The organism is Paenibacillus sonchi (assembly GCF_016772475.1).
GTDB classification, from domain to species: Bacteria; Bacillota; Bacilli; order Paenibacillales; family Paenibacillaceae; genus Paenibacillus_AQ; species Paenibacillus_AQ sonchi.
Window position 1 is genome coordinate 457,189 of sequence record NZ_CP068595.1, and the last position, 15,019, is coordinate 472,207.

Sequence of the window (15,019 nt, forward strand, 5' to 3'; positions counted from 1 at the left end):
TCATAACTCCTCAACAATCATATGACACTCGTCCAATTTTGAAAATGGTGGTAATTTATCGAAAAACCAAGTTTATTGTCGATTTCATCTTTATATTCGACACATTTTTTTATTAATTCACCCAATCACCTATATTGGCTTGTTATTTCTATTGAGTTGTCAACGGTAGGCGTTTGCCAGCCCCTATTCGTGACTTTCACCCTAGAGATGACGCCTATGCCGGGGTACTAAAAAAGCTCTTGGAATTCAATCCATGAGCTTTTTCGATCTATTACGTTTATGAGATTACTTTTTTCTGCTAATTAAATTCCCGTTATTGTCATATTCATAGTAGATTTTTATCCCGTCGGGATACGTTACTGTCTTGATCTGCCCCGCAGCATTGTACTCGTACTTCGTTATTAATAGATCTGTGCTCAAAGAAACAAAAACATATCCTGCTGTAGGCCCTGGTGCCTCTCCTTTCGTTATTATGTCACTCTTCCCATCCCCGTTAACATCTGCCAACCATGAGCTTGTGGTATTGTTAATAATCTTTCGGCCTGAGTACCACGTCCAGGGTTCAAAACCTGTTCCGTTACTTAATGAAAAATATAACCAACCATCATTAATCGCTCCGGCTTGTCCAATGGTGAGCAATTCTGTTTTTCCGTCCCCGTTTACATCTGCAAACCACATAGTACTGTTGTCATCGATCATTCGGGAGCCCGAATCCCAGGTCCACCATGGATAGCCGGTCCCATTACTTAAACAAACATATACTTGGCCAGAATTCGCGGCACCAGCTTGTCCTTTAGAAACCAAATCTGATTTCCCATCTCCATTGATATCGGCAAACCACATACTGCCGTTATCATCAATCATCCGTCTACTTGAATTCCAGGTCCAATACGGGTAACTGCTACCTGTGCTTAAGGAAACATATACAAAACCTGCATTCGCAGCACCCGCTTGACCTTTGGTAAGTAGATCGGCCTTCTTATCGCCATTTACATCCGCAAACCACATGGTACTGTTATCGTCAATCATTCGTTTTCCAGAATCCCAGGACCATGAGGGGTAGCCAGTTCCGTTGCTCAGAGCCACATATACAATGCCTGCATTCCATGCTCCGGCTTCACCTTTGGAGATCAAATCCGTTTTACCATCTCCATTGACATCGTGAAGCCACAGCTTACTATTGTCTTCAAGTATTCTTGCGCTCGAATTCCAGGTCCAGCCCGAATATCCTTTTCCGTTACTAAGAGATACATATATAAATCCCGCATTGTATGCTCCAGCCTGTCCTTTAGAAATCAGATCGGCCTTGCCATCTCCGTTTACATCGGCAAACCAGATCGTACTGTTATCGTCAATCATCCGTTTTCCAGAATCCCAGGACCATGAAGGATAGCCAGTTCCGTTACTCAATGCTACATATACAAAACCCGCATTCCATGCCCCTGCCTCACCTTTAGAGATCATATCTGCCTTGCCATCTCCGTTTACATCGGCAAACCACATATTGCTGTTGTCCTCAAGTATTCTTGCGCTTGAATTCCAAGTCCAAGGCATATAGCCTGCTGCAGCATTTGTGGCACTTGTTTTATCAGCGCCAAGAGTTGAACTCATAGTAAAAAGTACACCTAGTGCTAAGATTAATCGTCTAATTGTTCCTAGTTTACCTGAATTCGGCCATATCTTAATAATCACAAAAAAACCTCCACATTCATTTGACTGCTATGTATGTATTAAACGTAAGGAAATTACTAGTATAATGTAACAGCCATTCCATTCCAAGCATAGTAAAAACTTGTATCGAAAATACAGAATGTACCTGTCTTACACAGCCAGTTTCATTTAACTGTAGTTCGATAACCCATAACTAATCATAAAAATAAGGCTGTCTTTAACGCATACTGCACCTCGGAGAGTTGAGGGGGAGCATCTACTACAATGCTCCTTAAATTCCACCTTTAATATAATAATACGGGGAAGTCAATCTTTCTAGAGGTTGTGACAAGACAACAAGACAGCGATTCTCCAAATTTTTTAGTCTAATACTTTTTTTCTTTCGGCAGAATGAACCGATTCAGTCCATTCGACACGGGTGGGCTAACTCGAAAAGGTAAAAAGAAACCACATGGGAGTTGATATACCATGTGGTCAATAAATGACTAATAGAGCTAAAAATGATGAACTAAAGTTTTTTAACGAACAAAAAGTGATCAATCACCATAATCCAAACTAAAACAACAAGCGTCGCCTCATAGCTATTGTAAAATATTAGACCTTTCCAATTTTATCCCAAATATTGGTTGACACCTGCCTATAGCCCTTAAGACTATGATTACTTCTTGTCTTGTGAGTTCCAAAAACCCATCTCACCACATTATAACTATTAAGATTCATCTTTTGAAAATCGTCATAGTAATCCACAATCACCTCTACACCTAATGCAGAAATAAGTAAACTATCAACCATCTCAGAAGATAATAATATATTCGAGACTTCATCATAAATAGGCTGGGTAAGTTCATCAAGCATATCACTGTCTAAGTAAACAATGTGCTTTGTGTCTAGGGAAACTCTTATCTCATAGATGTTTTCTATCTTACTTAACATCACTGCAAATTTATTGGAATTAACCTCCCCGATTATTGATATAATTCTTCCTTCTTCAAGAAGCCCTAAAATTTCATTAGTATCATTTTCACACGCATGGATTTGCAAATCTTCGAATTCCCAATTTTCTACAGACTCAATCTCATTAATAGTTGCGTTAAGCCCTTTTGCTTCCACGACTCCAAGGAGCCAATTTAAATCAATTACGTTTCTTGTAAATATGATTATATTGAATTTAGCACTCATTTATTCACCTTCCACCATTCGCTTCATTAATTGCCCTTTTCACTCTTGTGGAATCAGCACCAGGATAAAGACTGATAAAATCGCCATTTTCTTTGACTCTCAACAAATCGTCTCCTCTAATATAATAAAACTCATTATTATTTGCGTCAAAGACAGCTCTATCTGGATTCTCGAATATGCTAATAGCATACTCTTTGTATTGTTGATGTGTCATTCCAGGGTAATCAAGCTTATGCTCTCCATATTTTTTCCCTAACTGCTTATTGTCAAAATTAATAGAATTAAAATTGGCAATTTTAGCTGTGTTCTTAAGAACAATCTTTTCTTCAACTTTAACTCCATACTTCTCCATAATTCCTTTAGCTAGTCCATACTGCCCGTCACTTTCCATTAATAATACTAATGTGCCATCATCTGCATATGTCACAAATGATAGCGTAAGTCGCATGACCATCATCTGGTCTTTAGAAATACCTTTTCCTGAGTTTGCAAGTTTGTCAAACCCCAATCGATCACTCTTCCGCCAAGCAAGATAATAATCCCATGCCACGCTACCATTTTTGTTATAAAGAACGCCATTTGAACCTATTGTTCTACTTTCGAATGCTGAGCCTCCGATTTCTTGACTATGACCGCTTGGATCACTATAAATCAACGGATTATTACTCACATACGTATACAAATTCAAACTCAGCGGATTATCAATCTGCCCCTCAACCGTATCCTCATTTAAAAACCGCCCCATGCTCGGATCATAATACCGTGCCCGCAAATAGTAAAGCCCGGTTTCTGGATCAAAGCATTCTCCAGCATACTCGAGGAGTTCAAATCTCATCTTTTTTAGAAGTAATATTCCCCAGTCCATCAAACACATGATTGTTCTTAACCTAGCCGTTGGTGTCAATAATATGCATCATATCACCGTGACCATTATACAGATAATAATATGCTCACGGCGCGCCTGGTTTGTAAACAAGTTCTGTACCCACGCCTTGATCTACAGCGCACAGAACAAGCATCGGATTGAAAATGACCATATGGTGAAGCGCGTGATTCAGGGAGAATTGTCATGATTCCCCGCATTACTACGCTGCTGCGGTGAGTATGGCCGTCAACCGCAGGACAACTTACGCCATCTGCCTCTATATGGGTTATCAGTAACACATAAGTAAGAATTGGATATTATTATAGTTAAAAAAAGTGCCCCACATATAACTATATATAGGGCACTGCACTTCTTTTATTAGTTCTGATATGGATAAGGCACAGGCATTAATGTTGGATCACCTTCTCTTTTCCACCACCGGGCTTCCTTACCAAAATATATGGTATTTGCCCAGTAGTTAAATGTCTCATGGTAACTTATGTCGTAATCTTCTTTAAAAGGGCTTTTCCAGAAATCATTCACTCTCCCCCATGCCTCTTCCTCACTTATATTAAACAGTTTAATCATCTCAATCATAATTCCTTCACAAAATTCCCGCGCTTCTTCTGTTGTTGCATACCTAAATTTTTTCATTTGACATCTCCTTTAATTCATCTATCATTATTCGAATCCAGCAAAACCTTTAAACAACCATACAGCCATTTTTACAGAACGAATCGCAATTTGGTTTCCTTTTGGAGTTAATGCTTTACCTTTACCAAGATCATTTGGATTTGCTAAAAATGGACCAGTAACATAATCAATTATCAATTAACTTTCTTTTGTCGCCCAAGGGTCACATAACGTTCCCAATTTCCACTAGCAGATTTGAAAACTAGACCTTTGAATTGCGCAGATTCACTAGCATCAACAGTAAATTCCATGGCCAATCCAGCATCTCCATACATTTTTTCTCCCAAAATCTCAATACAAAAAAGATAAAATCATCCATCAATTCCAAAAAGACCACACTACTACGGGTCAATCAAGGTGGTATCCGACCATAATCAACCTGTTAGATGTAACACTAAGGCATTAATTAGGTTATAAAATTAAAGCCTTCGTATGCGTACATTGAATTGCAGGTATCCTTGTATCGGTATTGCAGGGGTTAAGTGCGTTATTAGTTGAATGATGAGTTTATTCGGCACTGGGTGGGGGTAAAAAGAACGACCTTGAGGATTGACGTCCCCAAGGTCTCAATAACCGTCACCAAACGATCATGGTTGTTCTTCTTGCAACGGTAATCGTACTACATCCAAAAACTCTAGAGACATCGCCCCATGTTTCTTGAAGTTCTCTCTCGCTTCTATCAGTGAAATAGAGTTAGCCCCGCCTTCTCGTTCCGGTTCAGCATGCTGTAGATTATCATCCTCCCAGTAGCAGACAGGACAAATCTCAAAAGTCCCCGGTGGTTCATCAGGCAATGTTAAATAACCACAACAAGGGCATGCATATTTTCTTGGCATATCTAGCTCCCCCCATACATCTTAACTTGATCTTCCCAGTACTTCATCCCATCTTTGGGTCTAAATAATGTTTCGATAGTACCATCAGGTTTTGCTGTAGCAAACTCGTTAGTTTTTGAATTATATCGAAAAACGTAGCCATTCTTTGATGTAAATCCCCGTACGTCCCCACCAATACTGCTATTCAATAAATTTTTAGCCCTATTAAAGTAACCTTCTTTTGTAAGCGAGTAACCTAGATCAGCCCATTCTTGTTTTTTTACAACATGCTTAGTAAAATGCTCATCAAGTTTTCCGGCTGCAAAAGTATTTGCAGCCCATGCACAATTATGCACCCAAATCCCAAGGTTTGACACAAAATATGAATGAAAATCAGCTACCTCAAAGTTATAGACTGTTGCCTCTCTCGGCCCTTTCTCAATCTTATCTATTGCCAGTTTAGAACCATCACTCGAAACAAGCAAGTCGCCAACTTTCAGGTCTTTAACGAACGTCCATCCCTTACCATCCAACCAAAACGGATGTTCACCCGTAACCTCGATGATTTCATCCCCGATATGGACATAGTAGATTGACGTCAGCCTGCTTTTGGAACAGCCCCACGACCTCTTTATATCACTTCTCCGGTTTCATCAGACTTGGCTAAACCTTATCCCCTACCTCGATTTCCTCGATAGGTTTCTCCCCTTCGTTAGTTAGAAACTTGATTCAGGGAAGAAAGAAGGTGGTAACTGTTTCAGCTACCACCATTGTATATTAGCTCGCCACCCGTTCAGCTAAAGCGGTAAGACGGTATTCGGTTTTATTCTTCATCATGCTGTAAAGAATTTCACTAGCTTACGCATATGCAGATGATGACTTGCTTCTTCTTTTTGCCTTCACTCAACCGCTTCTCGTAGTATTCACGGAATAAGGGATTGAGCGGCTTACTGGATGTTCTTGCGTTATGCACTTGTCTAACCGCTAATCCCCACAGAATCTTGTTCAATGCTCGGTTTCCTTGCCGTTGGTTGCGGTCTTTGCCCCTGCCGCCGATACTCATTTCTTGTAATTTAAGGAGGGCATTCTAGCCGAAGCGTATGCTTTCTTGCCATTCGGGCATAAACTAGCTGGTACGAAAGATACGCCCAATGTTTTCCCTCTCTGCCCCGTACACGGTACTTGAATCCCTTGTCCTTAACGTAAAACGCAGCGTTATAGTAATCACAAAGTCACTGACGAAGTGGATTGAAGAACTTCCAATACACGTTCGTAAAGTCCACCACAATACGGTCAATCGAAACCTTTACTCCTTCCATGATTAGCCCCCTGCGGAAATTTTTTAACGAATTTCCGTCTATAATTAGAGGGCAAGGCGGCTAGCCTTCACATTGCCTTACCTGTTTATGTTAACTGCTCGTCAGCAGAATTCTTTCTTTCACGATAACAATCGCTGTAAAGGTCAGTTCAGTTGCAGACAGCATCATCCTTCAAGTTTGCCGCCCCTACTATGAATTGTCGTGTCATTCATTCAAAAAGGTGTGTCTTCTGACCATCTCTCCTTATCTATCGGGACAGGGTATTCTACAGTTGCGACTCATATTAGAAAAAACGCAAGAAAGCGAAGATAACAAAATACAGGTCAATCATGGTGGTATCTGACCATAATCGACCTGAATCGTGTAACTGCATTGCTTTATTTAGGTATACTTTCTCAAGCATGGATGTGCGTACAAGGAATTAAAGATTTTCTTATATTGGTATTACATGGGTTACGCATGTTTGGACTCAACTCCCGATTCATTCGGCACTGGGTGGGGGTAAAAGAACGACCTTGAGAATGTCCTCAAGGTCTAGATAAACATAAATACTAAATTTCTTTCATTTGTTTCATGTACTCCTCGTAGGCTTCCTGAATTTTCTGCCTACATATACGTTCCCATAATTCTTTTAACTCAGCTTCCTTATTTTCATCTTTATCAACAGGGAACATGTCACCCCCAAACCCAATCCATGCTTTAGAGTCGGGTACTACCCCAAATTCTCCTGCGTAAGCAAGTTCATGTGGAGCATACGTATAGCTAACGTTTGGACAATTCTCTGATAAACAATGATATCCAGGGTTACCTATTCCATCTTTACAACATAAAGGAGGCTGAGAAGTATTGTTTTCACAATAAACCTCTATAAGAACATGCCTAAGCTTCATTGAAACACCTCAATTTTAGTAATCATTATGGGTTGTTATTACTTCTACTACGTTAATATTTTCATCAGAATCTTTTGTGTAAATTACCCTGGCATCCCCACGGCCACTTCCTGACCCCTTGATATCTACTGCCCACTGGCCTTTTCTAGTGCCTGAAAGTGGATGAGCATTTAGTCCTCTCAAATCTCCAGTTTCAAGACCCATAATTGCAGCCTCGTAACCTTTTTTTGCCTCGGGGGATAGTTTCTTTGCTACCCTAGCCGCCGCCTTTGAGATTGTTACACCACATTCACTATTATGAACCCAAATCCCAAGGTCACTGACGAAATACGTATGGAAATCATCAACCGTCATGTTGTAAACCGTGACATGCTTGTGCAACAGCTCAATACTGGTTATTTCCAGTGTATTCCCGTCGCTCTGAACTAGCAAGTCACCGACCTTGAGGTCTTTGACATACGTCCATCCCTTGTCCTTCACATAGAACGGATGGTTAAAGGTCGATTCTATCGTCTGACCGCCTACATGGATATTGTAGATCGCATCCGTCTCATGGTTGAATGTATAGGTAACTTCTTGATAAGCTACCTCGCCAGTCGTTTCATCCTTTGAGAGAACCTCATCTCCAACTTCAATGTCTTCGATATTCTTCTCCCCTTCGTCTGTTTGAACCTTTGTCCCCGCTTTAAAGCAGTTACAACCAGACTTTTTGGAACCTCCCGCTCGGCCGCTTAGACCACCTGCCATGCCTGCAGCATACATCATAACTTATGCCGCCTCTTGTGATTCATAATACGCATCCACTAATTGATCTCTCGCTCAATCAGACTTGCCAGCACTATTCGTACATATACTCCCCCATTTTCTTAGGAACAGGTACCATTCCAATCCTTGTATTGGTATAGGCATTTGATTGTTTAATGGTTCATAGTATTAGACTTAAATCGGAGAAATAGTTATCGTGGGAATACGACAGTTAAGTTTATTTGAATGAACCGATTCAGTTCATTCGACACTGGGTGGGGGTAAAGAAAAGACCTTGAGGATTATCGCCCCCAAGGTCATAAATTTATTGAAAAACGATATGAATCAAGAACGCTTTTTTGTTGTCAGTTGAAGAGAGCAGGTAATACTCGATTGAACTTTCTTTATCTTCCCTGACATAGAATGTTGATTTATACTCAATAAACCTCACCAACGAAGCAAAAATAGTTTTTATCGCATTAAAGCTAAACTCTTTTAGTTTAATCACTACGTTGAACTGATTTTCATTATACTTAATTGAAAACTCAGCAATAGTATCTTGTCTCTCAAAAAAATCAGTTGTCTCCGACCAAATTCCTATTTCATATTCTAAACTTCCCAACCCTGAAAGGGGGAAATCATGGTTGCTTTACACAACTATACTCTCATTTCTTTTCTTATTAAGGAATCAATTTTATCAGTTTTCATTGACCAGTAGCTCTCTAATACCTCCTCCACAGGCACCGTACTAAGTCTGAATACTTTGAGTAGTCCTGCTAATGAATCCTGAGCAAGTAATAAAAACTGTTCTTGTTGGAAAACTATCTTTATGCCGATATCGACTTCCACCTTCCAACTAATGTCATCCCCTCCCAAGTTATTGCATCCTTCAAAATAAGTATCGACTCAAAATCATTACCTTCATACAATAATTCACAATCGGAACTTGGTGTCATTACATATTCGATTATTAACTTGGGATAATCATCACCATCAGATGCAATGTTAGGAATATTTTTGATACATATAGTTCTATCATGACTTTCAATAAAAAGGTTGAGTGCAAATTCTCCAACCTCTTCGATATAGAGCCTCAATGATGAAGCTCCTTCAATACTTTTTAATAATTTAATTTGCTCTAGCTCTATATTATTCTTAATAACGTATTCCATTTTATCCTCACCTTCTAGGGTATGAAATGAATTTTTTGTTGTCTGAAAGTATTGCCCCCATTAATATCAACCGCTGGAGTACCATCAGAATGCGAAATAGGCCTGTAAGTTATTACTGTTCCATCATCCATAACCCTTAGGACCTTACCATTGCCAAGGTCTTTTTCTGTTTTGAATCCTCGAGTTTTTTCTCCAAAAAATTGTTTAGCTGCCTTATCTCCTCCTGTTAGATTTCTTACTTTAGTACTTCCGCTTTGACCTACTATTCCAAAATATCCATTTTCATTTGGAGTAAACTTTGAAGTATTTCCTGCTTTTTTAGAACCTCCCCCTCTGCCACCTACACCACCTGCCATACCTGCAGCATACATGAGAAGATACGCTGCCTCTTGGGACTCATAGTACGCACTTACGAACTGATCGCTCGCCCAATCAGACCTGCCAGCACTGTTCTCATATGCACTCGTTCCCGTTAATAAGCCATACAAGTAATTATATTGATTCTCATCCATGATACTGTCAAAGCCGTAGCGTTCCATTATTTTTGTTTTGTATGCGTTAAAATATTTGCTGTCTTTACTGATAGAACTCGCTTCACTCAGCAATTGTTTTAATTCTTGAACGTCATAAGTATCCTTCGTAAAATGTCCGCTCGGGTCAGCATATCTCAACGGATTATTATGCACATACGTATACAGATTCTGACTTAACGGATTATCAATCTGCCCTTCATACGTATCCTCATTTAAAAACCGCCCCATGCTCGGATCATAATAGCGTGCCCGCAGATAGTAAAGCCCGGTTTCGGCATCGTACACTTCTCCTGTGTACTTGAAGGAGTTAGAGGTTCCCTCCACCTGGCTGGTGATGTTTCCCCACTCATCGTAGGTATAGTTGTTGATTACCACCCCGCTGGTATCCACGATCTGCACGACGTCACCGTGCCCATTGTACAGGTAATAGTAATCCGTGACGCTGTTGTTCTTTTTGTCCTTCTTCACCAACACCCGGTCCCCACGCACAAAGTTCGCTTGTTCCACGAACACGCCACTCACAATCTTTTCTTGCGAGATCACCTCACCACTGAGGTTATAGTTCACCTGGGTCTGGGTACTGCCATTCGTTTTCATGAAACGCATACCATCGGCATAATACTTAAAGCTGGTTGCACTTCCTCCTTTGGTGACGGAGGTTAAGGTGTTCTGCAAGTCATAGGTGTAGCTCGTATCCATCGTGTCCAGATTGACGTTGCCCGTATCCGATGACGTCTGCCGGTTGCCCCGCACGTCATAGGTGTACGTCGTTTTTCCGCCATCCGGCCGGGTAATGGACAACAGGCGGTTCAGCGCGTCATAGGTATAACTTGTTGTTTGCGCGGTGCTGCTGCCTTTACGCACCTCGCTTACGGAGACGCGATTCCCGTTATTGTCGTAACCATAGCTGTATCCCGAAAGCACGTCACTCCCTTTGGTGTTCGTCATGCTCTCGGTCCAGCCCAGCGCTTTGTTGTACGTATATTCCGTCTTCAGGATGCTGCCATCTGTAAGCGTCGGGTACGTAATCGACTTCACCAAATCGTTCGCGAAGTAGCTGTACTGCACATTGGCCGAAGCCGAACCTGTGACCGTGGAACTCCCGTTGGTTTGTACTTTATCCAGCCGCTGCTTGTTATACTGATAGTTCGTGTAAAAGCCCATAAAGCTGTCATTGATCTGTGTCATCCGTCCCAGTACATCTCTCTGGTTCCCGATAGACGCCGAGTGATTGCCCGCAACGGAGAAAGTCGAACGCACTTGGCCCAAGCTATCCATCACTTGCGTTTGAGTGGCGGTCACCACGTTATTCGTAAGGGTTTGAATCACCTGAGTTCTCGGATTATCCTTGCCGAAAATCACATTCGTTTCCTGCGTTTGCGCTACATTGTTGATCATCCCGCTGATCGTGCTCTTTTTCAGTTGGCCGCTTTCGTCATACGTATATCCAAACGTGCTGCCATTGCGGTCTGTTTTTGCTGCCAATTGGCCTGCGCTGTTGTAGGTATAGCTTTCATTTTGTGAAGCCCCGTCCTGTTTCACTTTAAGCAGGCCCAGTTCATTATACGTCTTGGTATTCAGGGTTTGCGGCGAGCCGTTTTTAGCCTGTATCGTCACTTTCGATACCTGCCCATTCCCGTCATAGCTGTAGTTGGTGGTCTGGTTCAGCGCATCTTTTATGGCGGATAAACGGCCTAAGGCATCATAGGCATAGGTGGTCGTAACCCCGTCCTCGTTCACATTATGATTAGGATCGGTGTAACCTGTGATGTTTCCCGCGATATCGTATCGATAGGATTCGGTAATCTGTTGTTGATTCGTTGGCCAATCCTTATAGGTGGAAGCCGAAATTTTATTTCCCCAGGCATCGTAGGTGTCCTGGACATAGTTCAGCTTTTCGCCTGTGTTCTTATCCTGAATGTAGCTTGTGTTGGTGCGCGCTTTGAATGAATAGTCGCTGACGATGAGATCTCCGTTGGCATTCGTGGCCCGGTTCTGTCTGCCCCACGCATCGTAGCTGACAGTCAATGTATTTCCAGCGGGGTCAATGGAATACACCGGACGCCCCATATCGTCATAATGATATTGCTGGTATACCCATTTTCCCGCATTATCATCGTAGTGCTCTTCCAACAGAACGAGACCCATCCCGTTATAGAGCACATTGGCATAGGTTTTGATCACACTGTTATTGGATAGGTTCGTAACGGTATGAATGGAATCGACTTTTAAAATCGGTGTCCCTGCATTGACGGAATCAAAGTTTCCGGAGGTCTGATAATAATAATTATAATCGGTCACATCACTATATCTTTCTCCGTTGGCATTGGTTCGGACTGGATGAGTTTCTTTTTTCAGACGGCCCCCAGCATCGTATTCATAGGTAACCGATTGATTGTTTCCATCCGTTTTCTGGATAATTTGACCGTTTCCTTTATCGTATGCGATCAAGGTTTTGACGACTTTTTCCTCTGCAGTACCAACATTGAACCACTGTTGTTGTTCCGTTGGATAAGCGTAGTCATTTTCACTGCCATACCGAACCACAGACTTAGCGGCAAGTCGATTATCTGCCCAGGTTTCGACGGTTGCTCGTTCAATCTTGCCTAATCCATCAAAGTAGCCGTAGGTATAGAACGTCCGCTCGTTTTTGGCGTTGGTCACAGTCTCTTGACGGCCGTTCCCGGTGTACGTATAGCGCTCCGTAAGCGGACTTGCATCACTCTCATTCTGGTACCACGATTTGGATTCCAGAAAATGAAAATTGGGTTCATACGTGTAGCTTGTGGTGTAATGCTGCCGCAAATTTGCATTATTGAACTGATCAATGGGCATGGGCTTCGTTTGCGAAGCCACGTATCCCCAATCATTATAACTTGTTTCTGTGATCAATTGATTTGCGGTAGTCTCGTTATCTCCTACCCCATATTCAAGTAAGGTCGTTCTAGTCGGTGAGTAAATAAACAAAGGATGAAATCCTGAATAATTCTCAACTTTCCGTTCTCCGTTTGCGGCCTGAACATCCAAGGACAGTAATCGGCCTTTACCGTCAAAATTGTAGGTGGTTTGTTTCCCATTTTCATTCGTCGTGCTTTGAGTGGTAATGATGGAACTATAGTAATTGCTTTCAGGGATCATGCCTGGATAGTCTTCAAGTGAAGACCCTGTGTAATTTCCAATATACATGTACTTCATCTGGTTATACAGTGTATTCCCCGTCTGATCACTGCGCCCCGTCACCTGATATTCTTGCATTGTCTCATAATACCAAATATGTCGAACCACTATGTTGTAATCATAATTCGTTGTGGAGTGCGGATAACTCACTTTCTTGAGCAATCCGAACATATTATAATCCTGTTCCCCATAAAACAAACTATGCGGATTATATTTGCCAAATGCGAATTGATATTCCAGAAAAGTCGTCTCGCCTGCCTGATTCGTAATGGATGACAAAAAAGGCACATACATTTGAAGTTCATTGACTGTCGCTTGCGCCCGGCCTTTATTCAAGGTGACCTTCTCAACCTCTCGTCCGCCATCGAACACTTGAATATAGACATGTTCCCCGTTAAAGTTAACCGATTCACCCAGATTGCTGTTTTCATACGAAAATCGTATTTCCCGGCCCAATGAGTCTGTAATCGATGAGAGCACATTGGTACGTCCTACATTGGGAAGGGGGGATTCGGTTACATATTTATAAGTAATGCTATTCCCGAATCGGTCTACGATTCCGACTAATTGGCCTACAGCTGAAAAGTATTCCCGTTTGTGATCCGCGTACTCCAAATAATAAATGCCTGTTTGCTGACCATTACTGAACGTTCCTGATCGATCATATACAAAACGTTTATCCTTGCCGTTGTAGTTTCGAAGATGGGTGTACGAAGCAAGAGGACCTTCATCAAAAATTTGATAAGCACTGCCTTTACCATCATGATAATACCAATTGTTTTCCTGTGCCGATCCGCTCAGATGAGGGAGTTGGAACGACCACCCCAGTCCCAGGGAAGAATATGCTCCTCCCGAGTCCTATACCCGTAATAGTCGCTGTACTCTCTGGTGAATGCATATAAGGAAGAGGAGGTATACGTTAAGCCCAGATCCAAATCCAGTCCGTCCCGTCCTGGTAAATGGATCAGGTTCTGTTTCCAGGTTAAGCCACCCGAAACCGGGTCCACCATTTCATTGGTGCTGCTTCGATCTTCGAATTGTGGTTTATTTGTCTGATTGATTTGGGCCATTTTGATCGCGTCAATTACACTGGAAACGGCCATATCAAAGGAGGTCACTACAGCTGCCGCCCGCTTCATCTTCTCTCCCGTGACTAGAGGTGCACCATAAACTTCCGATGTCACTGTGCTTCGCTGCTGCAAGGAAGATGCCGCTGGTTCTCGGTATACGGAATCAGTGACGGGAGCATCGGCGTTGAATTCCGTATGAGCGGAGGTAAGATGCTCCTGAATTCCCTCCCAGCTTAACTTCCCCTGCTGATGCCATTTCAGAAGCTCTAATGGGGTCTGCTTAGGAGGCGCATCCAGCATCAACAGATTCACCCAGTACAGATCTTCTTTTGACGCTCCCGCTTGCATCAACGTTTTGATCACTTCTGTACTCAAATCGTGTGAGGATTGGATTACATCTCCATCTTCAGACTGCAAGGCAGCTCGACGGAGCAAGGCATCGCTCAAGAGACCTTGCTTCTCCAACATTAGGGCTTTAGGAACGAGGAAAAGGGCCGGCTGTTCTTGCCCATACACGGCCCCTTGAACCGAAGCTTCCACTTCTAATGGAGGGACTTTCACTTTTAGTACGGTCTTGGCGTTACGTTCTGAATATCCAGGTGTAGGCTCAGGTAAGAATTTAGAATTTGAAAGGAGATCGTTCAATGGATCTGGAGCCGGGGATGGAGTGGGACTGGGTGTATCACTAGCGCTCGAGGTAGTTTTAGCATACGATTCCTGACCAGTTCCTTGAGCAGCTACTGTTCCATTAGTCGTTGGAAAACATGATAATAACAAGGCGATCGATAAAATGATCGATAGAAAAGATTTTACCTTTTTGAAATGTTTCAATGTAAACTCCCCTGTCTTTATGAATAATAAAATACCACGCTATAATTGTGAAAAACTCAA

General features: G+C 42.1%; 13 protein-coding genes. All 13 read right to left on the reverse strand.

What is annotated here, in order from left to right:
- Positions 1–285: 285 nt before the first annotated feature.
- Positions 286–1,692, reverse strand: coding sequence for an FG-GAP-like repeat-containing protein (locus JI735_RS02075; protein ID WP_202676987.1), 1,407 nt, complete (start codon positions 1,690–1,692; stop codon positions 286–288).
- Between the two features lie 573 nt (positions 1,693–2,265).
- Positions 2,266–2,850 (reverse strand): hypothetical protein, encoded by a 585-nt coding sequence (locus JI735_RS02080; protein WP_039832696.1) that lies wholly within the window; start codon positions 2,848–2,850, stop codon positions 2,266–2,268.
- Positions 2,851–2,854: 4 nt separating this feature from the next.
- Positions 2,855–3,754 (reverse strand): RHS repeat-associated core domain-containing protein, encoded by a 900-nt coding sequence (locus JI735_RS02085; protein WP_233476210.1) that lies wholly within the window; start codon positions 3,752–3,754, stop codon positions 2,855–2,857.
- 339 nt (positions 3,755–4,093) lie between these two features.
- On the reverse strand, positions 4,094–4,369 hold the full coding sequence (locus JI735_RS02090; protein ID WP_039832913.1) for a hypothetical protein: 276 nt from the start codon (positions 4,367–4,369) through the stop codon (positions 4,094–4,096).
- 27 nt (positions 4,370–4,396) lie between these two features.
- Positions 4,397–4,546 (reverse strand): hypothetical protein, encoded by a 150-nt coding sequence (locus JI735_RS02095; RefSeq protein WP_157771251.1) that lies wholly within the window; start codon positions 4,544–4,546, stop codon positions 4,397–4,399.
- Between the two features lie 449 nt (positions 4,547–4,995).
- Positions 4,996–5,244, reverse strand: coding sequence for a CPCC family cysteine-rich protein (locus tag JI735_RS02100; protein WP_039832911.1), 249 nt, complete (start codon positions 5,242–5,244; stop codon positions 4,996–4,998).
- Positions 5,245–5,246: 2 nt separating this feature from the next.
- On the reverse strand, positions 5,247–5,756 hold the full coding sequence (locus JI735_RS35170) for a polymorphic toxin-type HINT domain-containing protein (RefSeq protein WP_051051466.1): 510 nt from the start codon (positions 5,754–5,756) through the stop codon (positions 5,247–5,249).
- Between the two features lie 1,337 nt (positions 5,757–7,093).
- A complete protein-coding gene (locus JI735_RS02110) occupies positions 7,094–7,432 on the reverse strand; it encodes a hypothetical protein (RefSeq protein WP_039832910.1) in 339 nt (112 codons plus the stop codon).
- A gap of 15 nt (positions 7,433–7,447) precedes the next feature.
- Positions 7,448–8,197 (reverse strand): polymorphic toxin-type HINT domain-containing protein, encoded by a 750-nt coding sequence (locus tag JI735_RS37175; protein ID WP_039832909.1) that lies wholly within the window; start codon positions 8,195–8,197, stop codon positions 7,448–7,450.
- A 304-nt stretch (positions 8,198–8,501) separates the two neighbouring features.
- A complete protein-coding gene (locus JI735_RS02120) occupies positions 8,502–8,798 on the reverse strand; it encodes a hypothetical protein (protein ID WP_039832908.1) in 297 nt (98 codons plus the stop codon).
- Between the two features lie 205 nt (positions 8,799–9,003).
- Positions 9,004–9,348 carry a hypothetical protein gene (locus tag JI735_RS02125; protein ID WP_202676989.1) on the reverse strand — a complete coding sequence of 115 codons (345 nt, stop codon included), beginning with the start codon at positions 9,346–9,348 and terminating at the stop codon, positions 9,004–9,006.
- Positions 9,349–9,362: 14 nt separating this feature from the next.
- Positions 9,363–13,538: an RHS repeat domain-containing protein gene (locus JI735_RS02130; RefSeq protein ID WP_202676990.1), complete on the reverse strand. Its 4,176-nt coding sequence runs from the start codon at positions 13,536–13,538 to the stop codon at positions 9,363–9,365.
- Between the two features lie 317 nt (positions 13,539–13,855).
- Positions 13,856–14,959, reverse strand: coding sequence for a hypothetical protein (locus JI735_RS02135; protein ID WP_202676991.1), 1,104 nt, complete (start codon positions 14,957–14,959; stop codon positions 13,856–13,858).
- Positions 14,960–15,019 lie beyond the last annotated feature (60 nt).

Bases quoted from the DNA above. Each gene is read 5' to 3' on its own strand.
- JI735_RS02080 (WP_039832696.1), bottom strand. From the start codon at position 2,850: ATGAGTGCTAAATTCAATATAATCATATTTACAAGAAACGTAATTGAT.
- JI735_RS02090 (WP_039832913.1), bottom strand. From the start codon at position 4,369: ATGAAAAAATTTAGGTATGCAACAACAGAAGAAGCGCGGGAATTTTGT.
- JI735_RS02100 (WP_039832911.1), bottom strand. From the start codon at position 5,244: ATGCCAAGAAAATATGCATGCCCTTGTTGTGGTTATTTAACATTGCCT.
- JI735_RS02110 (WP_039832910.1), bottom strand. From the start codon at position 7,432: ATGAAGCTTAGGCATGTTCTTATAGAGGTTTATTGTGAAAACAATACT.
- JI735_RS37175 (WP_039832909.1), bottom strand. From the start codon at position 8,197: ATGATGTATGCTGCAGGCATGGCAGGTGGTCTAAGCGGCCGAGCGGGA.
- JI735_RS02125 (WP_202676989.1), bottom strand. From the start codon at position 9,348: ATGGAATACGTTATTAAGAATAATATAGAGCTAGAGCAAATTAAATTA.